This is a genomic window from Paenarthrobacter sp. PPS72, from assembly GCF_048537125.1.
GTDB lineage: Bacteria > Actinomycetota > Actinomycetes > Actinomycetales > Micrococcaceae > Arthrobacter > Arthrobacter nitroguajacolicus_E.
The window spans coordinates 51,785-75,662 of the sequence record NZ_JBLYIE010000016.1 but is presented as its reverse complement, the minus strand read 5'-3'; the positions used below and the strand labels follow the sequence as shown (position 1 = coordinate 75,662).

Here is a 23,878-nt window from a genome sequence, read left to right as displayed (position 1 = left end):
CGTCGATGCAGTACGCCGTGCAGGCCGGAAAAGTTTTCCCCTTCAATCCCTTTCGTAGATTGTTGACAATTGATAAGCTCGCTTCACGTCTTCCTTTCATCCCCAAGCCCGCCAAGCGAACGAAGGACATCTCGTGAAGAATCGACGTCTTGCTGCCTCCACCCCGGACCGCTTTGCGACGGCCAGTACGGGTCACCACTGCCCGAAAACGGGATGGTGGTCTCTGGAGCGGAAGGAAGAGGCGACCACGTTCATCACCGAGGGCCAGGTGATGCCAGCCGTGGGCGGAGTGCCGACCGTGTGGATTCTGCGTGAGACAGCCAACTATGGCCACGCAGGCGTAACGTCGTTGCCTGCGGCGTCCTAGAAGATCATCCGCACGTCATCGACTCATCCGCACGTCATCGACGATGCCCGGATCGCGTCTTGATGGAACACCATCACATCCGGCGGCACCTGCACTCCGGGCACCGAATCCTTAATGGCGATGGTTGGAGCTGCCGTCCGCCATGCCGGCGGACACGAATGATCAGCGTTTTGGAATCGACCTCGCAGCTTTTACTCCCACTGCGTCCGAACGCACTCTTCCTTCACCTCGAAGACTTCGGCGAGGTGAGAAGCTACGTTGATCGCGATGAGGCAACCCGAGGGTTTCTCCTTTGGAGCTCCTTGCCCGGCGGCGTGGACCAAACCTGAAATTGCGTTAGCTCGGGTGGCTTGTGAAAAAGGAAAATATCCGACGTTGAGCTTCGGCACTGGGGGCGGCATAGTTTTTAAGGCGTGTCACGAGTCTTTCTCAGGCTCGACTGACGTTCTCTGACCGCCGTGGCTGTTTTCCCCTGCCGCATCAGCCTTTGAGCAGGTGTTCTGGATACTTCGCCGGCCACTTTCAACGGCCGTGGGCCACGTACCGGTCCCGATGCCCGGTCTCTGGGCAGTGCGTAGAGGCCGCTGGTCACCGGCCGGAGTTTGAAGGCACTGATCGTCGGGACGGTATGAAGAAATCCGTGATGGCTGAAGGTCGTGGGGTGTGTGTCACTTGAGGTAGGAGAAGAGGGCCATCATGCCGCGTTCGGCGTGGTAGGCGTTGTGGCAGTGGGCGAGCCATTGGCCGGGGTTGTCGGCGTCAAAAATCACGGTGACCGTTTGTTTGGGCCGGACGATGACGGTGTCCTTACGGGCTCCTTCCGGGCCGATCTGGAAGGTGTGTCCGTGAAGGTGCATCGGGTGCCACATGTCGGTGTCGTTGGTGAACTTCACCTCGACGCGTTCACCTGTCTTGAGCTCGAAGGAGGGGTGTTCGAAGGGTTTGGTCATATCGAAACGGTTGCCGTTAATACCCCAGTCGTATTTGTCCATGCCGCCGGTGAGTTTGAGTTCGTGGGTGCGGTCAGGGGTCCTGGCCTTTAGGGTTACCGCCGGGTCAGCCTTGAGTTGCCCGCCGTCGAGGACCGTTCCGTCCAGTTCGTTGGGCAGCACGGCCGGCAGGGGCTGTTTGCCCGTACCGGTGCTGATGAAGCCCAGGGCCTGCCCGGTTTTTCCCTCGGGCAGCGCCAGTACGGGTGTGTAGCCTTCCCGGACCATCAGCAGCGCGTCGATGCGTTCGCCCATGCCCAGCACGACGGCGTCGACGTCCTGGTGCTGGACGGGGAACCCGTCGGTGTGCGTGAGGGTGAGTTTCTGCCCGGGGATCCCGACACGGTAAGCCGTGTCCCCGGCGGCGTTGATGATCCGGAGCCTGATCATGTCCCCGGCCTTCACTGCCAGGATCTCTGCCTGTTCGGGGGCTTTGCCGTTGAACAGGTGCAGCGGGTAGCTCACGTCGCCGGCGTCCCCGCCAAGGAAATCGCTCCTGGATCCCATCAGCATGTGCTTCATCCCTGTATCCGTGGACCCGGATGATGGTGCGGGGGAGGAACCCATTGAGGAATGGTCCATGCCGGACATGCTGCCCCCACCGGACATGTTCATCCCCTGGGAAAGTTCTTTCAGGACGTCCTCGGGGGTGCCCGTGATGCCGTCCAGCCAGTCATCCAGGACGATCACCCATTCCCGGTCGTACTTGAGCGGTTCCTGCGGGTCTTCCACGATCAGGGCGCCGTAGAGGGCGCGTTCGCGTTGCATGTCCAGGTGCGAATGGTACCAGTAGGTGCCGGGGTGGGAGAGCTTGAAGTCGTAGGTGAATGCTGCTCCGGCGGCGATGGGGTCCTGTGTGATGTGCTGGACGCCGTCCTGGTCGTTGCGCAGGGCCAGTCCGTGCCAGTGGACGGCGGTCTGCTCTTTCAGTGCGTTATCCAGGGTGACCGTCAGTTTGTCGCCGGCCTTGGCCCGGATCGTGGGGGCGACAAGATTGCCGTTGTAACCCCAGGTCGTGACCGTTTCACCGGCCACTTCGGAAGTGAAGGAACCGGCTTTCAGGTCCTGGCTGACGGCGGTTCCGGAGAAGGCCCGGCGTGCTTCGAACTCCGCCACGGCACGATCGGCGGGCATGATCCGGTCAATCGGAGCGGTGGCCGGGGCCGGGGTGTTCGAGCAGGCGGCCAGCGCGGCGGCAGCCGCACCGGCCACCGACAGCCCCATAAACCGGCGGCGATTCAGGTCAATGTTCATAAGAGGTTCCTAGATGCTGCGGATGAGCAGGTTCCGCGGTTGTCAGATGGGGGTGATGAAAACGTCCCGGAGAGGTGATGCAGCCGGTAGATCCACTGCACCAAGTCACTGCGGCCATGAGAACGCCCGAAACGATGTTCATGGCTGCCCGGCGATGTTGATTGACGGCACGATGTGCCGGCGCACGAAGGACCGGGGCCGAAGCCCACTCGGGATGCTCCCCCTGGTCTGGGCGCCCTTGGGCTCTCGCCGATGCAGTCCTGTTTGGTCCGCATCGGCGAGAGCCTGGATGGGATACCGGGCCGCCGGACCTGGCCGGCCGCGCCCATTACTGTCAGGTAGCGGGACGTATGGCCGTTCCGCCGCCGGCCAGGCCTGCGTCGGTCCTTTCAGGGGAGCCCCACGCCGAAGGCTTGCCCGGGCGGGGCTTTCAGACGCGCGCGTACTTCTCGGGTTCTGCGTCGAACATGGGGCCGCAGGTGTCGCAGCAAAGGTAGTAGCGCGTTCCCTCGTGGTCGCGGTACAGGCCCTCGGCCACGGCCTCCTGCTTGTTGACGACGACGCCCCTCATGACCGGGCACTCCGCGGTCTCGCTCTCCTCAGCGGCCTGAGCCTCGTTCTGGGCGTTGTGGTTGTGAAGCTCGCACATCTTGTGATCCTTTCTAAAGACCGTTAGTGGCTACGGGTATCACACTGGGATGGATACCCGGCCGTGGTGGGTGTACACTCCCAGTAAATATACCCCTACCGGGTAACGGTATGTAAACAATGTACACTTACCCGAGGAGTATACCCATGGGGGGTACCGGTATCCTACACCAGGCGTTTGGGTGACGGGCAAGAGGAGGAACGGATGAAGCGGGAAGACCGGGTTGTTGTGGTGGGAGCCGGTGCTGCCGGGGCGGCGTGCGCTGCTGCGCTGCGTGCTGGCGGGTATGGCGGTGAGGTGATGGTCGTGCGTGGCGAGGATGCCATGCCCTACAACCGGACGGCGGTGAACAAGGCGATGCTGTCCACGGCGCTCTCCCACGTCGAATTGACCCTGCCCGAAGCGCGGACAGCTGACGTTGAATGGCTGTCTTATGACGAGGCGGCGGCTTTGGACCCCGTGCGCCGGGAAGTCCGGCTGGCCAGCGGGAAGCTCCTCCGTTACCGCGCCCTGGTGATAGCCACCGGCTCCCGCCCTCGGCCGTGGCCGGGGAGTGCCTTCCCGTCACCGGACCGGGTGATCACCCTGCACACCTCAGAGGACGCGTCACGGCTGAGGGCACTGCTCGGATGGAGCGGCAACACCCAGGGACGCCGCGCGCGTGTGATCATCCTCGGTGCCGGTTTCATCGGAGGGGAAACGGCAAGCCTGCTCAGTGGGGCAGGAGTGGAAGTGGACCTGGTCGCGAGGCAGCCGGTGCCCATGTCACACCGGCTCGGGCGGAGTGCGGCCCAGTGGCTCCTCCAGAGCCATAGCGCCCATGTGCACCTGCATGCGGGGCGGACCGTTGCCGGCTGTGACATCCGGGACGACGGGGTGCTGGTCCGCCTGGACGACGGGCGCCGGCTGATGGGCGACCTGCTCCTGTTGGCTACCGGCGCTCTTCCCAATACCGCATGGCTCGCCGGCAGCGGGCTGGATGTGGAGGACGGGGTGGCGGTCGATAAGTCACTGCGTGCCCTCGGCGCCGAAGGGGTCTACGCGGCGGGCGATGTGGCCAGGCCCCTGACGACACCGGACGCCCGGCGTGCCGAGAACTGGGCCAGCGCTGTAGGCCAGGGCCGGCACGCAGGCCGATCAGTCCTCCACGACTTCGGACTGGGCGAAGCCCCGGGGCCATTTTCGGAACTGCCGGTCTACACAACCAAGATGTACGGCACAAAGCTCACTCTCGCCGGGCAGACCGGGGGCGCCCTGCACGAGACCCCCGTCCCCGGGGAAGCTGCAGGCCTGGTGTCGGTCTTCTCTGACGAACAACAACGCCTCCGCGGGGCCGTCGCCGTGGGCGTCCCCCGGCTGGAGGACTCGCTCCTGGAGGCTGTGCGGGACCGGCTTCCGCTCAGCGACATTCTCCCCGCGGCCGCCGTCGGCAGCGTTTTCCGCTGAACACCGGCGCCGGCGGCGGCCAATCCCCGGAACCGCTGACCCGGGTCCCCGTCACAGCCCAGCACTGGCGGTATGATACCCCGGTAGGGTATAGTTGAACCTAGGATCAAGGGAAGGGACCGACATGGACCACGCCACGCACACAAAGGCAATGCCCGGCTACATCGATAACAAGGAAGACCAGCTCCGCCGGCTGCGCCGGGTTGAGGGGCAGGTCCGCGGGCTGCAGCGGATGGTCGAAGGTGACACGTACTGCATCGACATCCTGACCCAGGTTTCGGCCGCCACGAAGGCCCTCGAGGCGGTGGCCCTGTCCCTCCTTGACGATCACCTGCGCCACTGCCTCACCCACGCCGCCGGCGGCCCGGCCGGCGAGCTCGATGACAAGGTCAATGAGGCGTCCGCTGCCATCGCCCGCCTCGTACGCTCCTAGCCACCCGAAAGACAACAAGGACCATGACAAACACAAACATCAAATCCTCGCAACATCTGCCCCTCATCGAGACCGCACGGTCGGGCTGCTGCTCCAGCCAGCCCTCGACCACCGCACCGACCACCAACCAGGAGATCCCCGTGAGCACCCAGACCTTCCCCGTCACCGGCATGACCTGCGGACACTGCATAGGTGCTGTCAGCGCCGAGCTGGGGGAGATCTCCGGCGTGACCGAAGTAAGCGTGGACCTCGTCCCGGGCGGGTTGTCCTCCGTGACCGTGACCGGCGAAGCGCCACTGACGGATGAACAAATCGCCGCTGCCCTCGATGAGGCCGGCAACTACCAGCTCGCCACCAAGTAAGCGCCGGCCCCACAGGCAGCGGAAGGAACACAATCATGACAGTGCCAGCAGGCCTCAAGGACGACGTTCGCGACGTCGAGCTCGTCATCGGGGGCATGACCTGCACCTCGTGCGCGGGTCGGATCGAGAAGAAGCTCAACAAGCTGGACGGCGTCACGGCCACCGTGAACTACGCCACCGAGAAGGCGAAGATCAGCTTCACCCCGGCGATGAGCCTCGAGGACCTGATCGCTACTGTCGAGGCGACCGGCTACACCGCTGTGCCGCCCGCGCCGCCGGCCGAAGAGGCCGCGGGCGGCCCGGCTGAGCCGGCCGACTCCGAGGCCGGCGCCTGGCGTCAGCGGCTGCTCGTCTCAGCAGCCCTGACCGTCCCGGTGCTGCTGATGTCCATGGTGCCTGTCCTGCAGTTCGATAACTGGCAGTGGCTGTCCCTGGCCTTGACCGCGCCGGTGGTGGTCTGGGGCGCCCTGCCGTTCCACCGCGCGGCCTGGACCAACCTGCGGCACGGCGCCGCGACGATGGACACCCTCATCTCCGTCGGAGTCGGCGCGGCCTTCCTGTGGTCGCTGTGGGCACTGTTCTTCACGCACGCCGGCATGAACGGCATGCGGATGCCCTTCACCCTGCTGCCCGGCGGCGGCGACGGCTCGGAAGCCCACCTGTACCTCGAGGTCGCAGCCGCGGTGACGACCTTTATCATCACCGGCCGATACTTCGAGGCCCGCGCCAAGCGCAGTTCCGGCGCGGCCCTGCGGGCCCTGCTCGACCTTGGAGCCAAGGACGTCGCCGTCCTCCGCTCCGGGCCCGGCGGCGACGCCGAGGTCCGCATCCCCGTCGGCCAACTCGCCGTGGGAGACCGGTTCGTGGTCCGTCCGGGAGAGAAAATAGCCACCGACGGCACCGTCGAGTCCGGCACCTCCGCCGTGGACGCCTCCATGCTCACCGGCGAGTCCGTCCCGGTCGAGGTCGTCCCCGGCGACCCGGTCGTCGGCGCGACCGTCAACGCAGGCGGTAGGCTCGTCGTGCGTGCCACCAGGGTCGGCTCCGATACCCAGCTGTCCCAGATGGCCAGGCTCGTCGAGGACGCCCAGAACGGCAAGGCCCAGGTCCAGCGCCTCGCAGACCGGGTCTCGGGAATCTTCGTCCCGATCGTCATCGGCCTGTCCATCGCGACCTTCGCAGGCTGGCTGCTCACCGGGAACGCCACCACCGCCGCGTTTACGGCCGCCGTCGCGGTACTCATCATCGCCTGCCCCTGCGCGCTGGGCCTGGCCACCCCGACAGCCCTGCTCGTCGGCACCGGCCGCGGCGCCCAGCTCGGGATCCTCATCAAAGGCCCGCAGATCCTGGAATCCACCCGCCGCGTCGACACCATACTGCTGGACAAGACCGGCACCGTCACCACCGGCCACATGGACGTCGCCGCGATCCACACCGCAAACGGTGAGGACCACGAGAAGGTCCTGGTTCTCGCCGGAGCGCTCGAGGACGCCTCTGAGCACCCGATCGCCCGCGCCATCGCCACCCACGCCCGCAACAAGGCCGAGCCGCTGCCCCCCGTCGAGGGCTTCACCAACCACGGCGGCAACGGTGTCAGCGGCACCGTTGAGGGCCACCTGACCCTGGCCGGACGCCGGTCCTGGCTTGCCGCCCAGTGGTCGCTGACCGCGCCGGCGGACCTTGTCAAGACAGCCGAGAAGGCCGAGGGCGAGGGACGAACCCCCATCTGGGTCGCCTGGGACGACCAGATCCGCGCCGTCATCGTGGTCTCCGACACCATCAAGGAGACCTCGGCGCAGGCGATCGCCGAGCTGCGCGGACTCGGCCTGCGCCCGGTGCTGCTCACCGGCGACAACACCCGCGCCGCCCACGCCGTCGCCGCCAGCGTCGGGATCAGCCCCTCGGACGTCATCGCCGAGGTCCTGCCCGAGGGCAAGGTTGACGCGGTCAAACGGCTGCAGGACCAGGGCGCCGTCGTGGCCATGGTCGGGGACGGCGTCAACGACGCCGCCGCGCTTGCCCAGGCCGACCTCGGCCTGGCCATGGGCACCGGCACCGACGTCGCGATCGAGGCCTCCGACCTCACCCTCGTCAGCGGCGACCTGCGGGCCGCCGCTGATGCGATCCGCCTGGCACGGGCCACGCTGCGCACCATCAAGGCCAACCTGTTCTGGGCCTTCGCCTACAACGTCGCTGCACTGCCCCTGGCGGCGCTGGGCCTGCTGAACCCGGTCATCGCCGGCGCGGCAATGGCCTTCAGTTCGGTCTTCGTGGTCACCAACAGCCTCAGGCTCCGCCGCTTCACCCCCACCCGCAAGTGACCGTTGGCCGGGAGCACCTGCAACGGCTGCTCCCGGCCCGCTCAGACCGCGAAATCATCAAGACAGCCGAACCGGTGACCACCGGCCGACAGGCGGTGTCCGCAGTCAGCGGGCATGTCCTTGGACGTCGCAGCCCACCCTTCCAGCGCGAAGCCGCCGGAGACGAAACAGGAACCCACAAATTGACCGGACCCCACCCCCTTCCTCCGGGCCAGAACAAGTCCGCGCCCGTTGCCACATCCTCCTGCACGGATGGATGCCACACCCGGACACGTCCCGCCGACCCCGATGCCGCCTGGAACAGGTACGCCCGTTTTTTGCGGCTGCTCATCGTCGCCGCCGTCGCCGTCAAGGAAGGCCGGGAAGCGTGGCGAGGGGAAGACTGCTGCTAAGCCGCGGGAACCGCTCCGCCCGCACCCCCGGGCCGACAAACCGTTAGTGTCAGCTGCGGGCGGGGCTTTGTTCCACGCGGCAAGACTCGCCGCCTGGTTCGATGAGAACGCACACGCTATGAAGGGCGTCATCAAAGCGCGGGCGGCCTCTTTAGCGAAGGACGAAAGCAGGGACGCCGGCGCCAAGCCAGCCGGGCAAGCGCCCTCTACCGGGGTCGCCGGCCCAGGTCGCCGGGAAGAAATGCAGCGCGTCCGCGTGGTCTACGAACACGGCGAGCAGCATGGCGCTGACAGCAACCTCCAGACCTGCCGAAGCGTGGAAGCCTCCTGGCGGAACCCGTCGATGAACGAAGGGTGACGGCCAAAGGACCTAGTGATGGTGTCCGTTGTCCTCGGTAGGAATGCCGGAGGTTTTCGCCAGATAATTCCACCCGGCGTCGCTCAACGCATGGTACGCAATATGAAGTTCCTTCGCGGGCTCCGCGACAATGCTGGTATCGCGTTGGTCCAGTGTGTCAGCCAGGTGATCGGCTGCTGCTGTAAACCTTTCCGCCATTGCCTGGATCCCGGTGGGCCAGCCAATCACAGCGACGGCGATCCGGGCATTGCGGATGAGCGCGGACCAGTTTCGATCGATCGTCGGTGAGGCCCCCGTGAGGTTCGTGGCGATGCCGTGGAATCCGACATTGTCGATGTGGGTGAGCGCTGCGAGCACTCCTGCTGTCCGGGCCGCCGCCCCGGGGTGGGTCTCCGCGTGCTCCATTGCAATCTCCTCCGTACTGTCCGGCTGCTTCCAAGGATGGCCCCCACTGGGCTCCCGCTCAAGGCCCCTCCCCGGGAAGCGGCGTCAGAAAGGCGTTGTCCGGCTTGAAACAGGTTCAGAACCGCGGGCAGGATCAGCGGAGAATGATATGGGAGCGCCATTTAAGAAATCCCGGCTTCGCACGAAGCGACCTTTAGAGATAGTTGCCAAGGGGACAGTTTTGGTTTTGAGCAGAGGACGCAGGCGCAGCGTGGAAATCGCTGCACGCCTTACGCAGGAAAGATTCCGTGATGCTGTCACCGAGGCTCTGGGGACATGGCTGCTGCTGGGCGTTTTCCTGGACGGCTGGGCGCACCTGAATCTTCCTGGGCCAGAGACGTTCTTCACACCGTGGCATCTGGCCCTGTATTCCGGTTTCGCGCTCCTGTCATTGTGGACGGCGGCAGTGATCTACGCCCGGCTCAGGCGTGGCGCCTCCTTCTGGAACGCGATTCCCCGGGGGTATCGCGCAACTGTTGCCGGGGTGCTGATCTTCGGTGTCGGTGGGCTGTTGGATTTGTTCTGGCATGAGGTGTTCGGCCTTGAGATTGCGCTGGATGCCTTGGTGAGTCCGACGCATGTCATCCTCGGTGCCGGCGGGGTGCTGATTCTGAGCACGGCAGTTCGCAGCGCACGTCCCGGCCAGCGAGTGAGCCTGCTTGCCGTTGCGCTGACGACCGCGCTCGTGAGTTTTTTCCTCGTCTACGCCTCTGTGTTTGCGGCGTCTGCGGCCTCGGAGTCGTTCGTGCCGACGCCCGAGGGAACTCCAGGTCATGCAGAGGCCGAACTCCCCGTTATCGCGGGCCTGGACGGCTACGTTGTGTCGACGGTTCTCATCACGGCCCCCTTGCTTTACGTTCTGGGGTCCGGCATCCGGCCGCTGGCGGGCACGGTGACGTGGATCGTAGGCAGTCTTGCCTGGCTTTCTGTGGGGATGGTCGGCTTTCCGCTTCCCGCTGTCGGGGGAGCTATCGGCGCCACGGCCGCGGGCATCGTCGTTGACCTGGTTCTCTGGCGGCTGTCCCCGTCCGGCATTGTGCGATGGCTCCCTCTTATCGCAGGGGGCACGGTCGCCCTGGTGCGGTTTGGCCAATTGACGGGCCTAGCGCTCACTGACGCTGTCCGCTGGCCTGTTGCCCCTGTGGCTTGGGGTCGTGGTGCTCAGCGCATGTCTTGCGGCAGGTCTGGGGATCCTCGCCAAGGCTTTCGGGGGACGTTGGAAGGACCACTCGGACGCTCAACCCCTTCCCTGATATACCCCCCTGGGGTATATTAGGGATGTTTCAGGGAACGCTCTGTCCCGGCGGGGAAGTTGTGCATGCCCGCCCCTCAGGGCCGTTCAGCCCGGCACCCATCGCACCGTCTGCACAAGGAATGGAAACTGAGATGTATTGAACGGAATCCGCAGGGAAGTCCCTCTGAACGGCCGGATACGGCCTGACCCACAGATAAGTCCACACACCGGCGGGGGCGCCAGCCCATCGCCGGATGCGCATTGGAGGAGCAATTCATGGACGACCACACACATCACCACCACCCCGGACCGGTCCAAGGCGCCGGTCATGGGATCGCCGGACGCAAACACCAGGTGACGGCTACGGATCCTGCCTCTGCCTCTGGGCGCCATGATCATCATGGGGCCGGGGACCGCGACGATGAGCATGTGGTGCACAGCCACGGTAAGCACGCCGGGCACAGCACGGCGATGTTCAAGGACAGGTTCTGGCTGACCCTGGCGTTGTCCGTGCCGGTGGTGTATTTCAGCCCGATGTTCGGGCATCTGCTCGGGTACATGCCGCCGCAGTTTCCGGGCTCGGCGTGGATCCCGCCCGTCCTGGGCACGGTGATCTTCCTTTACGGCGGCCAGCCTTTCCTGAAGGGAGGCCTGGATGAGCTGAAAGCCCGGGCGCCGGGAATGATGCTGCTGATCGGTATGGCCATCAGCGTCGCCTTTGTCGCTTCCTGGGCGACCACCCTTGGCATCGGTAATTTCGACCTGGACTTCTGGTGGGAACTTGCCCTGCTGGTGGCCATCATGTTGCTGGGACATTGGCTAGAGATGCGGGCCCTCGGTTCCGCGCAGGGCGCCCTGGATGCTCTGGCCGCGCTGCTGCCGGATGAGGCGGAGCGGATCACCGCCACGGGCACGGAAACCGTCAGCGTGTCAGAGCTGCGGACCGGGGACACGGTCCTGGTCCGTTCCGGAGCGCGGATGCCGGCCGATGGAACCATCGCTGACGGTCAGGCCGAATTCGACGAATCGATGATCACGGGCGAGTCCAAGACCGTGCTTCGTGCGCCCGGCGACTCCGTGGTGGCCGGAACAGTCGCCACAGACAACACCGTCAGGGTCAAAGTCACCGCCGTTGGAGAAGACACCGCGCTGGCCGGGATCCAGCGCCTCGTGGCCGAAGCCCAGGCCTCGTCCTCGAAGGCCCAGGCTTTGGCGGACAGGGCCGCGGCATTCCTGTTCTACTTCGCCACCGCGGCCGGCGCCCTCACCTTCATCGCCTGGACGCTGCTGGGCAGCGTTCCCGATGCTGTCACCCGCACCGTCACGGTCCTGGTGATCGCCTGCCCGCATGCCCTGGGCCTGGCCATTCCGCTCGTGATCGCCATCTCCACCGAACAGGCCGCACGGGCCGGTGTGCTGATCAAGAACCGGATGGCGCTGGAGCGCATGCGCACCATCGACGTCGTCCTGTTCGACAAAACCGGCACACTGACCAAGGGAGAACCCGAACTCAAGGACGCGGCCGCCCTGGACGGCGTGAGCCGTGAGGAACTGCTGGCCCTGGCTGCGGCGGTGGAGTCCGACAGCGAGCATCCCGTGGCGGCTGCGATCGTCCGCGCCGCCCGCAATAAGGGCCTGGAGGTCCCCCGCGCCACCGGCTTCACGTCAATGATGGGCCGGGGCGTGCGCGCGATGATCGAGGGCCGAACCATCCAGGTGGGCGGTCCCGCCCTGCTGCGTGAACTGGGAATCACCGAACCCGAATCCCTGGCAGATACCACCCGCGCCTGGATGAACCGCGGCGCCGCCGTGCTGCACGTGGTGGACGGGGGCCGGATACTCGGCGCAGTGAGCCTGGAAGATGCCATACGTCCGGAGTCACGGCAGGCCGTTGCGGCCTTACAGGCCCGGGGCATCAAGGTCGCCATGATCACAGGCGACGCCCAACAGGTTGCCCGGACCGTGGCATCAGAACTGAAGATCGATGAGGTCTTCGCCGAAGTCCTGCCAGCGGACAAGGACAAGAAAGTGGCCGAACTGCAGGGCCGCGGCCTGAAGGTCGCAATGGTCGGGGACGGCGTTAACGACTCCCCGGCACTGGCCAGGTCCGAGGTCGGTATCGCCATCGGCGCCGGCACGGATGTGGCGATGGAATCGGCCGGTGTGGTCCTGGCCGGCAACGACCCCCGGGCTGTCCTGTCGATGGTGGACCTGTCACGGGCCAGCTACGCCAAGATGTGGCAAAACCTCATCTGGGCCACCGGCTACAACATCATCGCCGTCCCACTGGCAGCCGGGGTCCTGGCCTTCGCCGGGGTCGTGCTGTCCCCGGCAGCCGGTGCCGTGCTGATGTCCGTGTCCACAATCGTGGTTGCACTGAACGCTCAGCTGCTGCGGAGGGTGAAACTCAATCCCTCCCCGGCCCGTTGAACAAGAGGCTGTGACCGGCAGGAATACTCCTGCCGGTAGGCTTAAGGCACTGAACAACCTGCACGGAAGGGAGGAAAATGTTGTGAGCTCACCATCTCGTGGACCCTTCAGCGCGTTCTTCCTTCGTGCAGGCTTCCTAATAGCGGCCATGGCCATCATTGCCGGTATCTTCGGCATGCACATCATCACCGGCACGCACCATATGAGCACCGGCACACACGATATGAGCGCCGTGAACAGCACGCCGGCACCAGCGGCCGAGTCAACCGTGCACCTGGAAAGCCTTCCCGCCAGCCACTCCCAACCACCGGGGACGTCCACGGACGGGGCGGCAGTTACCCAACCGGCAGCTGGCTCGTCTTCGTCCTGCGCACCTGACGGGTCCTGCCCCGAGATGTCCGCCGGAGGCAACGCCTGCGTGCTTTCCCCGGGAAACACAACGCTTTCGGCCCCTGCGCCGGGAACAGCACCCTACGCCTTACCGGACTTCGGTGCGGCGGCTGCAGCCGGTACCCACTATTCCTACTCACCGGCCAGCCCCTCTCCCGGTGACCTCTGTATCAGCCGGACGTAAACCAGCACGACGCGCCGTGTCCTGCCCGGCGCGGCTTCGAGCTACATCGGCACGCTCAACAGGCGCCCCCGCTCGGGGGCCGTCAATGCATACAATCCCAAGGCGCTACGCGCCGCTGATACTTTTGAGGACCCTGATTTTTCATGAAGAAAAAAGCCCTGACCATTTCCGCTGCCGCGATCGCAGCGGCAATCGCCCTCGCCGGCTGCGCGGCCGGCACTGAAGCCGGAAGTCCGGCGACCAGCAGCATGCCCGGCATGAACCACGGCGGCTCGGCAATGCCATCGGGTTCCGCGTCGGCAACGTCACCGGCAGCCTCGGCTGACTTCAACGACGCGGACACCATGTTCGCGCAGATGATGATCCCGCACCACGCCCAGGCCGTGGAGATGAGCGACATGATCCTGAAGAAGCAGGACATCCCCGCCGAGGTGATGGCCCTGGCCACCAAGATCAAGGCGGCCCAAGGCCCGGAAATCGAGAAGATGACCGGCTGGCTTGAAAGCTGGGGACAACCCACCGCGATGCCCACCAACATGCCTTCCGGGCACAGCATGTCCGGGATGATGGGCGAGGAGGACATGAAGAAACTCGAGGCCGCACAGGGCACCGAGGCCGCCAAACTCTTCCTCACCCAGATGATCGCCCACCATGAAGGCGCCGTAATGATGGCCAAGACCGAAACCACCGACGGCAAGAACGCCGACGCGGTCAAGCTCAGCAAGGACATCGTCACAGCGCAGGAAGCCGAAATCCAGGAAATGAAGGACCTGCTGGCAGGTCTCTAACGCCCGCCGATCAGCATCCCGGCACCGTGGCCCTCCGGGGCCGCGGTGCCTGCCCATCTCATCCCCGACATCTGGAGTTTCCATGCCCTTCCCAATCCCCAACCGTTCATTCTCCGCAGCCCTGACGGCCGGTGTCCTCGTCCTGGCCCTGGCCGCCTGCACCCCGCCCAACGCCCCCTCCACCGAGGCACCACCGACGGCAACAAGCGGGCTGCCCAGCGCCCACATCCACGGACTGACCGTCAGCGGCGACAGCAGCCAGGTGCTGATGGCCACCCACGACGGCCTTTTCGACGTCACGAAGGAACCGGCCACGAAGATCGGCGCCACCAACGACCTGATGGGCTTCACCACAGGCAAGGGCCAGGGCGTCTTCTATGCCTCGGGCCACCCCGGCCCGGGATCGGACCTGCCCGAGCCTCTCGGGCTGATGAAATCCAGCGACGGCGGCAAGACCTGGGAGCCGCTCTCCCGGCAGGGCGAGTCGGACTTCCACGCCCTCACCACGACCAGGTCCGGAATCGTCGCCTCCGATACGGAGCTGCGCACCAGCCCCGACGGGAAGACCTGGAAAACCGTCGCCGCAGGTTTCGCCCCGGCCGCCCTGGCCGGGCACCCCGACAGCGACACCGTCCTGGCTACCACTCGGGAAGGAGTCCAGCGCTCGACCGACGGCGGCAACACCTGGACCCTGCAGAAGCAGGCCCCGGTCATCCAGTTCGCCACGTTTCCCCGCCCCGCCGAAGCCGTGGGCGTTGAACCGGACGGCACCGTACACTATTCCTCCGACGCCGGCGCGACGTGGGCACGGAAAGGCCGGATCGACGGTCAGGTGCAGGCCATAGCCGCTGCCAAGAGCGCCGACGGAAACCTCTCGGTCTGGGCAGCCACCGCCGAGGGTGTCCTCGTCTCCAATGACGGCGGCGCCACCTTCAGATCCGCCAACCCATCCTGACTCCTGACCTCGGGGACGGCTGGCGGCCACGGAGGGGCAGACACGTGGCCTCCCCCGGTCTAGGGTAGGGCCGGAGGGCCGGTAACAGCCGGCCGCCCCGTCACCGATGACAGGAGCAGGACCATGACCCACCACATCAGTGCAATGATCGGCGCGCACCCCAACGGGGCGGGCAGCCTGGACAAGGAGAAGCTGGCAGAATGCATCGCCGCCTGCTTCGAATGTGCCCAGACCTGTACGGCCTGCGTCGATGCGTGTCTGGGTGAAGACATGGTTGCCGACCTCGCTGTCTGTATCCGCACGGATCTGGACTGCGCCGATGTCTGCGGCGTCACCGGCAACATCCTCACCCGGCTGACGGGCGCCAACACCGACCTGACCCGGGCGGCGCTTCAGGCCTGTCGGACCGCGTGCGCCGTGTGTGCTGAGGAATGCGAACGCCATGCCGGGATGCACGAGCACTGCAGGATCTGCGCGGAAGCCTGCCGCCGCTGTGAAAACGCCTGCGCAGCCCTGCTCGACTCGATGGTCTAAGGCCGCTGGACCCGGGCCCGTGACTGTCTGTCCGAATCAAACCCATGGGGGCTTCGGGCTAGCTAGGCGGGCGTCGGCCTCAGCCCGGCCATCGTGACTGTGACGAGCCGCAGGACCGCGTCCCGGCTGCTCAGCCCGGAGGCTGCCTCCAGGGCATGCAGACAGTATCCGGCGAGCTCATCGGCAGCGACGTCAGCGCGGAAGATCCCTGCCCCGGACCCCTCGGCCAGCAGCTCGGCCAGGAATGCCTGCAGGTGCCGCTGGGCCCGGCCAACGTATGAACCCTGGTGCAGCCGGGCGCCCTGGTCCCCGCCATGTCTGGAGTGCCTGATCAGCCCATAGGCCTTCAGGACGGCCTCAAGTTTCCGGTCCGGGCCACCTGTGGTGCTGTCCCTGACCTGGGCCAGATGATCCAGGTGGGCGTAGATCTGGCGCTCGTGCCAGGCATCCAGGACCGCCTCCACGTCCGGGAAATACTTGTACAGCGTGGCCCGCCCGATCCCGGCGGTCTGGGCAAGCTGGGACATCGTGACAGACGAGGGCCCATGGCCGGCAACTAGGTCGGCCGCAGCGTCCAGGACGGCCGAGCGCACGGCGCTTCGATGGGTCTCAATCGTCTCATTCCACAGCTTCGGCATCCACGAATTATACGACGCGTCATGGCTTGAACACACTGACAGTTCCAAGACATACTGTCTCGTAAAGCACTGTGCCGTCGTGTGGGCGGACGTGAGAGGAAGCATCTCATGAACAACGAACCAAACCTCCCGAAGAACGCGGCGAAACCGAATCGGGAAACTTTCACCGACCCACCCCGATGGGTCAAGATCTCCGCGATCGCCGCCGGCATCCTGATCCTCATCGTTATTGCCGTGATGCTGCTCGGCGGGGGCGAGCACGGACCGGCAAGGCATGGCTTGGGGATGGAGGCACCGGACTCTGGTGCGGGTACGAGCCAGGCAGAGAACGGGTTTCCTCATGGCTTTGCCGGGGAGTGAAGCCAGGATGGTCCTCTCCTACGGCCTCCGTAAATTCCTGCTTACCCTGCACTTGTTGTCCTCGCTGGGTTGGGCCGGAGCCGTGGCCGTTTTCATCGTCCTGGACGTCATGACGCTGACCGGCAACGATCCCCGGCTGGAACAGCTGCTCTGGCTCGCCCTTGCGGCGACGATCTGGTCCCTTCTCGTCCCGCTGGCTTTTGCATCCCTGGTGACCGGCGTCCTTCTGGCGCTGGGGACCACGTGGGGATTGTTCCGGCACTACTGGGTGCTCTTCAAGCTCGCCCTCACGCTCATCGCGACAATCGTGCTGGTCCTTTACAGCCGGACAATCGACGCGGTAGTGGCCATGGTGGCAGACCCCGGCAGCTCAGAGATGGGGCTCCCCACGGCGCTGCTTCACACCGGTGGTGGTCTCGTGGTTCTGCTCCTGGCCACAGTTCTGGCCATCTACAAGCCCCGTGGAATGACCAGGTACGGCCAGCGGAAACGCCTTGAACAGCGCGGACAACCAGTGACTTGATGCCCCCGGCCCCGGCCCCGCCGACCCCGAGCCGGCCTCGGCAGTCCCCGGTCATGATCGTGCCTTGCCCGGCTGATTGTGACAGGTGTTGGCCCGGCCCCGGTAGGACGGCTATTTCTGCCCCCCCTTCCTGACTCGCCGGTGTGGCTGCGACGGTTAGAAGTGGCCCCCGCCTTCAGTGTTGTTCCATCCGATTGAAACGAGGCTGCTGGAGGACCGGATGGGTGCACGGGTGGAAGTTCTTCGCGGGGACCCGCACGGGTGCCGGTGTCGAAGCTCTGTCGATCCGTGAGCCCGCGCTCCGTCATAACGGGCACCGCCGAGACAGCAGGGCGTTCAGCTGTCAAGGTGCGCAGCAGTCGTGCCGTGTGTCCGGGGCCGGATCCTCGGCAGTCGCGGCCGAGAGCATGGCAGCTGCGATGGCGGCACCGGCCCGGTGTGCTGCTTCGATGTCCAGGACTTCGCCCCCGGGGTGGGTTTCCAGCCAGGTCCGGGCGTCCTCACGGGAGGCGAAGTAGTGGACCTGGTTGCAGAACGCGGACCGGACCGGCCCCGTACCTTCTGGGTTGACCAGGGACACGCCGGCGGTGGCCGGCTGCACCGAGGTGACGGTCCCATCGGCGCCCGTCGTGATCTTGACGGGGGTCCCGCTACCCGGGGAGATCGACTCGATCGTCGCGGCTTTCCCGATCAGGGCGGGGAAGATGAGGGTGTCCAAGGCACACCAAGTGTAGAGCTGCTCCCCGGGCCACGGCGTAGCGGTGCGGGGTGGGCCGCAGCGTCAGGCCCAGGCCGAGGATGCGGCCCTCTTCGTCGTACTCGGTGTCCGGGACGGCCGCCAGCCCCTGGAGGACCGTCTCTTCGCTCAGTCCACTGGCGGTAGCCAGTTCGGCGACCGTGACGGGCTCGCCTTCGGCCAGGAGCCGCAGCAACGGCACGAACAATGCCGGGTCGATCCCGGACCGCGAAGGAGACAGCAGATAGGTGAGGGCCTGGTTGTCGGCGGTGGTCATGGGATTGCCTTCCTTGATGTTCGGGGCCGCTCTTTTAGGCGCAGCAGGAGAGCCTGGAGACGTCGGCGGTGAAGGCTTTGCAGGCGATCCTGATGCCCTCGGCCATGGTCAGGTACGGGCTCCACATGGCGGCGACCTGGGCGGTGGTCATGCCCGCCTCGAGGACGTAGACGCCGGCGGCAGCGAGTTCCCCGGCGTCCTTGGCTACGGCGGTGAGGCCCAGGATCCTGCCGGTGTCACGGTCGGCGACGACCTTGATGAAGCCGCGGGTGTCGCGGTTGACCAGCGCCCTTGGGACATTTTGCAGGGGCAGGACCCTGCAGTCACAGCGGATCCCGGCAGCGACCGCGTCCTTCTCAGTCAAGCCGACGGCACCCACAGCCGGGCTGGTGAACGTCACCCGGGGCAAGTACCGATAGTCGACCTCGGCCACGGAGTCGGTGAAGGCGTTCTCCACGGCCAATGTGCCGTGAGCCGCGGCGACGTACACGAACTCCCGATGGCCGGTCACGTCCCCGGCGGCCCAGACCCGCGGGTTGGAACTGGCCAAACGCGCATCGACCACAATCTCGCCGGACGTGCCGGTCTTTACACCGACGGACCCAAGGTTCAGGCCGTCGGTGACAGGCCGGCGGCCCATGGCCACGAGCAGCCGGGAGGCCCGGAATACTTCCTGGCCTCCGGCCACGGATGCGGTGGCGATCACCCCGCCGGCGGCCTCATCCAGGCTCACCGAATCCACGGTGGCCCGCCGGACCACCCGGATCCCCTCGTCCGCGAAGACACCGGCCAACGCCTTGGATACCTCCGGCTCCTCCTGCGAGGTCAACCGGGAGCGAACCAGCATGGTGACCCGGGTGCCGAGCCGGGAGAACAGCTGCGCCTGCTCCAAGGCAACATAGCCCCCGCCCAGGACCAGCATTGTTTCGGGCACCTCGTCCAGTTCCATCGCCGTCGTCGAGGTCAGATACCCGGTCTCCGCCAGTCCCGGAACAGGCGGCGCCCATGGTGTGGAGCCTGTGGCCACCAGGTAATGTCCGGCCTCGATGGTTCGCACCGCACCCTCCGTTGAGGTGACCTGGAGCAGCGGCGCGTCCTGGGTCCCGGTGAACGCCGCGTCCCCCTGGACCATGGCCCAGCCGTAATCCGCGGCCAGATCGATGTACTTCTCCGTCCGCATGCTTTCAACAAGCGCGGCCTTGCCCCCGACGAGGGCCGCCATGTCCACAGGGGCCGCCGAGGCCACGATGCCGGGGAAACGGGCCGCGTCCAACGCCAGGTGACGGGCATCCGCGGCAGCCAGAAGCGCCTTCGACGGCACACACCCCGTGTTCACGCACGTCCCGCCCACGGTCCCGCGCTCCACCATCACTACCCGCTTGCCCAGCCCCCTGGCCCGGATCGCAGCCGCAAACGCCGCTCCACCGGACCCAATGATCGCAAGATCGAACCCTTCGTTATCCATCCCGTCGTCCTTCCCCGTGACTTGAAAGTTCCTATGGCACCATCATGAACCTTCCAGTACGGTGGAAGGTCAAGTCGGGCGGCCACTGAAAGAATCAGCGCACATGAGAATCGGACAGCTTGCAGAAGCAACCGGAACCACGACCAAGACCCTGCGGTTCTACGAGGAGGCGGGTCTGCTCCCGCCCGCGGAACGCATGGCCTCCGGGTACCGGGACTACACCGACGACGCTGTGGGACGGGTCGGGTTCATCCACCGCGGCCAGGCCGCCGGGCTCACCCTCGCCCAGATCGGGCAGATCCTGAGGATCCGCGAACACGGCCAGCCGCCGTGCTCGCACGTCCGGGACCTGCTAGGCGAGCGTCTGCGGGAACTCGATGCCCAGATCGCCGAGCTCCTTACCCTCAGGGAAACCATCTCCCAACTGCACACCCCGGCCGCCGAACCGGAACCGGACACGTGCTCCGCTGACGAAGTCTGCCGCTACCTCTGATCGGCACTCACAGAATAAACGGGAGACATGCCGACACCGGCATCGAAACGGGGCCAGAAATAACCGTCCCACGCTGTGGACTGTCCAGTATCGCCTTTCTCAGCAGCGTCCGGTAACGATCGTTCGCAAGACACTCCCAGTCGAGTTCGAAGAAATGCGGAAACATGGTACCTCATTTGTAATGCTTCGCGTGTACCCTCCTATGTAACGTCCAGCAGGGTTACTGATACATTTTAGGGATGCGTATCGGATACGGACGGGTCTCCACCCATGACCAGCACCCCGAAGCCCAGCACGACGCCCTGACAGCGGCCGGCTGTGAGCAGATCTTCATTGACACAGCCTCCGGAAAACTCGCCCGCAGACCCGAGCTCGACAAAGCGCTGCTCTCGGCCAACCGGGCGGGTGATCAGCTCGTCGTCACCAAACTCGACCGGCTCGGCCGGTCGCTGGAAAACCTCATCGATTTATCCAACACGCTGCGGGAACGCGGCGTTGACCTGGTCGTCCTTGACCAGGGCATCGATACGTCCACCTCCATTGGGCGGATGTTCTTCCAAATACTTGGCTCGATCGCCGAGTTCGAACACGCCCTGATGTCTGAACGGACCCGTGACGGTCTGGCTGCCGCCCGTGCGCGGGGGCGGACCGGCGGGCAGAAACCAAAACTAGGCCCCCGCCAGGTCAGGCTGGCCCGCGAAATGTATGAAGAAAAGGGGCCCGACGGCAAGCGTGCACACACGGTCGAGCACATCGCCCAGGAGTTCGGCGTCACCCGGCCCACCATCTACCGGCACCTCGCCAAACCATGAACGGCGGGCCTTGCATGTCACAGCAGAACGGCAGCATGTCCGTGAGGCGTGGCCGTTTAGCAGATAAGGACTTCTGACGTGGCTCTGCGCTCTTTGCTCACGGCTGCCGAGCGTAGCCAGATCCTGGCAATACCCACCGGAGCAGAGGACATTGCAGCCCGTTACACGCTCAGTGAGGCGGATATGTCGTTGATCCGCCAGCGTCGCGGAGACGCGAACAAGCTGGGCTTCAGCGTGCAACTGGCCCTGCTGCGTCACCCGGGGATCCAGCTGGCGGAAGACACCCAAGTGCCCCTTGAAGTCGTTTCCTGGCTGGCATCCCGTCTGTCCGTTTCATGCGAGGCCTGGGACGAGTATGGAACCCGTGAGGAAACGCGGCAGGAGCACGGAAGGGAGATCCGCGCGTATCTGGGCATGTCAGCGTTCGGAATTGCAGACTTCCGCCAGCTCGTGGAGCACGTGGGCGCCGTGGCTGCGCAAACAGACAAGGGTTTGCTCCTGGTCGAAGGCGCGGGGGACTTCCTGCGGGCAAGGAAGGTGGCTCTGCCTGGCGTCAGCGTCATTGAACGGGCCTGCGCTCAGGCCCTGACCAAGGCGAACCGGAACATTTACGCCACTCTGTGTGAGCAGTTGTCCGTGGACCACTGCAAACGACTGGACGGGTTGCTTCTCCGCCGCCCTGAGAGTTCATCGACTGAAATCGGCTGGTTGCGGCAGGCACCGCTGCGCGCCAACGCACGGGCGATGAACGAGCACATCGATCGGCTCACTACCTGGCGTGCCCTTGATCTCCCGTGGGCGGCGGCCCGGCTGGTTCACCGGAACAGGCTGCTGAAGCTTGCCCGGGAGGGTGCAGCGATGACCGCGGCGGATCTGGCCAAGTTCGAACCCGCGCGCAGGTACGCGACTCTCTTTGCCATGGCCGTGGAAAGCATGGCAACCGTCACCGACGAAATCATCGATCTGCACGACAGGATCATCGGCCGGCTCATCCGGACCGCGCAGAACAAACAAAACCAGGCCACGCTTGCGTCCCGCTCCACCGTCACAGCCATGATGCGCCTGCACTCAAGGCTCGGTGATGCCCTCTTTGAGGCGAAGGAAAACGGCGAAGACCCCTTCGCCGCGATCGAAACAGCCATCGGCTGGGAATCCCTGGCCGAAAGCATCGCCCAGGCCAAGGAACTGACCAGGCCGGCCTTCGAAGATCACCTGGGCCTCGTCAGCGCACACTTCACCACGCTGCGCCGCTATACGCCGGCGTTTCTTGCCGTCCTTGACCTCCACGCCGCACCGGCGGCACAGGACCTGCTGGCCGCGATCAACGTCATCCGCACCCTGAACACCACCGGTGCCCGGGGGATCCCGGAGGATGCACCCACTTCGTTCATCCGGCCCCGGTGGAAGCCGCTGGTCTTCACCGACGACGGCTTCCACCGGGGCTTCTACGAGTTCTGCGCCCTCGCGGAACTGAAGAATGCCCTGCGTTCCGGGGACATATGGGTCACCGGATCACGTCAGTTCCGCGCCTTCGATGACTACCACGATCGTCCCCACGCATGCGCAGCCACTGATCGACCAGGCAAGCGCCATGTTCCCGCGGATCCGGATCACCGACCTGCTGATGGAAGTCGATACCTGGACCGGATTCACCCGCCACTTCACCAGCCTCAAATCCGGCCACCCCTCCAAGGACAGGCAGCTGCTGCTCACCGCGATCCTCGCTGACGGAATCAACCTGGGACTGACGAAAATGGCTGAATCGTGCACCGGCGTCAGCTACGCCCAGCTGGACCGCCACCAGGCCTCCTACATCAGGGACGAAACCTACAGCGCTGCGCTGGCGGAACTGGTGAACACCCAGCACGGCCACCCGTTCGCCGCACAATGGGGCGACGGGACCACCTCTTCGTCTGACGGGCAGCGCTTCCGGGCCGGCAGCAAGGCCGAGTCCACCGGCCACGTGAACCCCAAGTACGGTGCCGAACCCGGCCGGCTGATCTACACGCACGTCTCGGATCAGTACTCGCCCTTCCACAGCAAACTCGTCAACGTCGGGGACCGCGACGCGACCTACGTCCTGGACGGGCTGCTCTATCACGAGTCCGACCTGGCGATCCAGGAGCACTACACCGACACCGCCGGATTCACGGACCATCTCTTCGCCCTCATGCACCTGCTCGGCTACCGGTTTGCACCACGGATCCGCAACATCGGCGACACCCGCCTCTACACGCCCGCCAACGACTCCGGGCTGTCGACATTGGCTCCGCTGACCGGCGGGAGCATCAACACCACAACGATCGCCCTGCACTGGGACGAGATCCTCCGCCTGGCCGCGTCCATCAAAACCGGCACCGTAACCGCGTCCCTGATGATGCGGAAACTCGGCGCCTACCCTCGCCAGAACGGGCTCGCCCTCGCCCTACGGGAACTAGGCAGAGTGGAACGGACCCTCTTCCTGCTGGACTGGCTCCAGGACCCCGGCCTACGCCGCAAAGTCACCGCCGGCCTGAACAAGGGCGAGGCCCGGAACACCCTCGCCCGGGCCGTGTTCTTCAACCGGCTCGGCGAAATCCGCGACCGTTCCTTCGAGCAGCAGCGCTACCGCGCCAGCGGGCTGAACCTTCTCACCGCAGCCATCGTCCTCTGGAACACGGTCTACCTGGACCGCACCGTCGCCACCCTGACCAGCAACGGCGGTGACATCGACCCGGACCTCCTGCGGTTCCTCTCACCGCTGGGATGGGAACACATCAACCTCACCGGCGACTACACCTGGCCGCGCGCCAACCACATCAAACCCGGCAAATACAGGCCACTACGACGAACGGCAAAACCTTAGCGTCGGATATTTCACTTTTTCACAAGCCACCCCTAGCTGCCCGAGTGACGGAAGTTGCCTCGGCGCATGGGCTTAGGGTCCGATTGGTGGAAGATTCTCCCAAACCATATCGTTGATTGTTGACAATTGATAGAATAGAACCTGTGCCCTTCCAAGGACGGCGGGCACATAGACGCGGGGCTCAGACCCCAGAAGGAGT

General features: G+C 65.4%; 24 protein-coding genes and 1 pseudogene. 18 read left to right on the top strand and 7 right to left on the bottom strand.

Translation table 11 applies throughout. The annotated features are described in order from the left end of the window. The first annotated feature begins 133 nt into the window (after window positions 1–133). The gene (locus ACLRGI_RS07650; protein ID WP_419201071.1) at window positions 134–367 is read left to right on the top strand and encodes a hypothetical protein; all 234 of its coding nucleotides are present in this window, start codon (window positions 134–136) and stop codon (window positions 365–367) included. A 668-nt stretch (window positions 368–1,035) separates the two neighbouring features. Here the strand turns inward: ACLRGI_RS07650 and ACLRGI_RS07645 are convergent. Both ACLRGI_RS07645 and ACLRGI_RS07640 read right to left on the bottom strand, forming a co-directional pair. Next, window positions 1,036–2,610, bottom strand: a complete 1,575-nt coding sequence (locus ACLRGI_RS07645) for a multicopper oxidase family protein (RefSeq protein WP_419201070.1) — start codon at window positions 2,608–2,610, stop codon at window positions 1,036–1,038. A 430-nt stretch (window positions 2,611–3,040) separates the two neighbouring features. After that, window positions 3,041–3,259 (bottom strand): hypothetical protein, encoded by a 219-nt coding sequence (locus ACLRGI_RS07640; protein WP_419201069.1) that lies wholly within the window; start codon window positions 3,257–3,259, stop codon window positions 3,041–3,043. A 204-nt stretch (window positions 3,260–3,463) separates the two neighbouring features. Between ACLRGI_RS07640 and ACLRGI_RS07635 the strand changes: the two genes are divergently transcribed. From ACLRGI_RS07635 to ACLRGI_RS07610, 6 genes are all read left to right on the top strand, one after another. Next, window positions 3,464–4,705 (top strand): NAD(P)/FAD-dependent oxidoreductase, encoded by a 1,242-nt coding sequence (locus tag ACLRGI_RS07635; protein WP_419201068.1) that lies wholly within the window; start codon window positions 3,464–3,466, stop codon window positions 4,703–4,705. Window positions 4,706–4,856: 151 nt separating this feature from the next. Continuing rightward, window positions 4,857–5,138 carry a metal-sensitive transcriptional regulator gene (locus ACLRGI_RS07630; protein WP_419201148.1) on the top strand — a complete coding sequence of 94 codons (282 nt, stop codon included), beginning with the start codon at window positions 4,857–4,859 and terminating at the stop codon, window positions 5,136–5,138. Between the two features lie 23 nt (window positions 5,139–5,161). After that, window positions 5,162–5,500 carry a heavy-metal-associated domain-containing protein gene (locus tag ACLRGI_RS07625; protein WP_419201067.1) on the top strand — a complete coding sequence of 113 codons (339 nt, stop codon included), beginning with the start codon at window positions 5,162–5,164 and terminating at the stop codon, window positions 5,498–5,500. A 35-nt stretch (window positions 5,501–5,535) separates the two neighbouring features. Then, window positions 5,536–7,821, top strand: coding sequence for a heavy metal translocating P-type ATPase (locus ACLRGI_RS07620; protein ID WP_419201066.1), 2,286 nt, complete (start codon window positions 5,536–5,538; stop codon window positions 7,819–7,821). Further along, window positions 7,818–8,213, top strand: a complete 396-nt coding sequence (locus ACLRGI_RS07615; RefSeq protein WP_419201065.1) for a hypothetical protein — start codon at window positions 7,818–7,820, stop codon at window positions 8,211–8,213. Before ACLRGI_RS07620 ends, ACLRGI_RS07615 begins: the two co-directional genes overlap by 4 nt. Before the next feature lie 46 nt (window positions 8,214–8,259). Then, on the top strand, window positions 8,260–8,571 hold the full coding sequence (locus ACLRGI_RS07610; RefSeq protein WP_419201064.1) for a hypothetical protein: 312 nt from the start codon (window positions 8,260–8,262) through the stop codon (window positions 8,569–8,571). 12 nt (window positions 8,572–8,583) lie between these two features. Here ACLRGI_RS07610 and ACLRGI_RS07605 read toward each other — a convergent pair whose 3' ends face one another. Next, window positions 8,584–8,976 carry a hypothetical protein gene (locus ACLRGI_RS07605; RefSeq protein ID WP_419201063.1) on the bottom strand — a complete coding sequence of 131 codons (393 nt, stop codon included), beginning with the start codon at window positions 8,974–8,976 and terminating at the stop codon, window positions 8,584–8,586. A 250-nt stretch (window positions 8,977–9,226) separates the two neighbouring features. Here ACLRGI_RS07605 and ACLRGI_RS07600 point away from each other — a divergent pair, with 250 nt between their 5' ends. From ACLRGI_RS07600 to ACLRGI_RS07575, 6 genes are all read left to right on the top strand, one after another. Then, on the top strand, window positions 9,227–10,291 hold the full coding sequence (locus ACLRGI_RS07600) for a hypothetical protein (RefSeq protein WP_419201062.1): 1,065 nt from the start codon (window positions 9,227–9,229) through the stop codon (window positions 10,289–10,291). 234 nt (window positions 10,292–10,525) lie between these two features. Continuing rightward, the gene (locus ACLRGI_RS07595; protein WP_419201061.1) at window positions 10,526–12,679 is read left to right on the top strand and encodes a heavy metal translocating P-type ATPase; all 2,154 of its coding nucleotides are present in this window, start codon (window positions 10,526–10,528) and stop codon (window positions 12,677–12,679) included. An 82-nt stretch (window positions 12,680–12,761) separates the two neighbouring features. Further along, a complete protein-coding gene (locus ACLRGI_RS07590) occupies window positions 12,762–13,253 on the top strand; it encodes a hypothetical protein (RefSeq protein ID WP_419201060.1) in 492 nt (163 codons plus the stop codon). A gap of 143 nt (window positions 13,254–13,396) precedes the next feature. Then, entirely contained in the window at window positions 13,397–14,041 is a 645-nt protein-coding gene (locus tag ACLRGI_RS07585; protein ID WP_419201059.1) for a DUF305 domain-containing protein, read from the top strand. Window positions 14,042–14,123: 82 nt separating this feature from the next. Next, window positions 14,124–14,996 (top strand): F510_1955 family glycosylhydrolase, encoded by an 873-nt coding sequence (locus ACLRGI_RS07580; RefSeq protein ID WP_419201058.1) that lies wholly within the window; start codon window positions 14,124–14,126, stop codon window positions 14,994–14,996. Between the two features lie 123 nt (window positions 14,997–15,119). Further along, window positions 15,120–15,530 (top strand): four-helix bundle copper-binding protein, encoded by a 411-nt coding sequence (locus ACLRGI_RS07575; RefSeq protein ID WP_419201057.1) that lies wholly within the window; start codon window positions 15,120–15,122, stop codon window positions 15,528–15,530. A 62-nt stretch (window positions 15,531–15,592) separates the two neighbouring features. Here the strand turns inward: ACLRGI_RS07575 and ACLRGI_RS07570 are convergent, their stop codons facing one another. Then, window positions 15,593–16,168, bottom strand: a complete 576-nt coding sequence (locus ACLRGI_RS07570; protein WP_419201056.1) for a TetR/AcrR family transcriptional regulator — start codon at window positions 16,166–16,168, stop codon at window positions 15,593–15,595. Window positions 16,169–16,276: 108 nt separating this feature from the next. Here ACLRGI_RS07570 and ACLRGI_RS07565 point away from each other — a divergent pair, with 108 nt between their 5' ends. Both ACLRGI_RS07565 and ACLRGI_RS07560 read left to right on the top strand, forming a co-directional pair. Next, complete coding sequence (locus ACLRGI_RS07565; protein WP_419201055.1) at window positions 16,277–16,528, top strand: hypothetical protein; 252 nt, start codon at window positions 16,277–16,279, stop codon at window positions 16,526–16,528. Next, window positions 16,509–17,051, top strand: coding sequence for a DUF2269 domain-containing protein (locus ACLRGI_RS07560; RefSeq protein WP_419201053.1), 543 nt, complete (start codon window positions 16,509–16,511; stop codon window positions 17,049–17,051). Before ACLRGI_RS07565 ends, ACLRGI_RS07560 begins: the two co-directional genes overlap by 20 nt. A gap of 343 nt (window positions 17,052–17,394) precedes the next feature. On the opposite strand, the gene merB is transcribed toward ACLRGI_RS07560, so the two are convergent. Genes merB through merA form a run of 3 tightly spaced genes read right to left on the bottom strand, consistent with a single transcriptional unit; the run spans window position 17,395 to window position 19,529 of the window. Continuing rightward, complete coding sequence (gene merB, locus ACLRGI_RS07555; protein ID WP_419201052.1) at window positions 17,395–17,769, bottom strand: organomercurial lyase; 375 nt, start codon at window positions 17,767–17,769, stop codon at window positions 17,395–17,397. After that, the gene (locus ACLRGI_RS07550; RefSeq protein WP_419201051.1) at window positions 17,702–18,064 is read right to left on the bottom strand and encodes a hypothetical protein; all 363 of its coding nucleotides are present in this window, start codon (window positions 18,062–18,064) and stop codon (window positions 17,702–17,704) included. The genes merB and ACLRGI_RS07550 overlap by 68 nt, the downstream gene beginning before the upstream one ends. Window positions 18,065–18,098: 34 nt before the next feature. Then, window positions 18,099–19,529, bottom strand: coding sequence for a mercury(II) reductase (gene merA / locus ACLRGI_RS07545; protein WP_419201050.1), 1,431 nt, complete (start codon window positions 19,527–19,529; stop codon window positions 18,099–18,101). Window positions 19,530–19,632: 103 nt separating this feature from the next. On the opposite strand from merA, the gene ACLRGI_RS07540 reads away from it, so the two are divergent. The 3 genes and pseudogenes from ACLRGI_RS07540 to ACLRGI_RS07530 all read left to right on the top strand — a co-directional run bounded on the left by ACLRGI_RS07540 (window position 19,633) and on the right by ACLRGI_RS07530 (window position 23,679). Continuing rightward, a complete protein-coding gene (locus tag ACLRGI_RS07540) occupies window positions 19,633–20,022 on the top strand; it encodes a heavy metal-responsive transcriptional regulator (protein ID WP_419201049.1) in 390 nt (129 codons plus the stop codon). Window positions 20,023–20,261: 239 nt separating this feature from the next. Further along, window positions 20,262–20,834, top strand: a complete 573-nt coding sequence (locus tag ACLRGI_RS07535) for a recombinase family protein (protein WP_419201048.1) — start codon at window positions 20,262–20,264, stop codon at window positions 20,832–20,834. Window positions 20,835–20,912: 78 nt separating this feature from the next. Beyond that, window positions 20,913–23,679: pseudogene (locus ACLRGI_RS07530) on the top strand (Tn3 family transposase). Window positions 23,680–23,878: the final 199 nt, after the last annotated feature.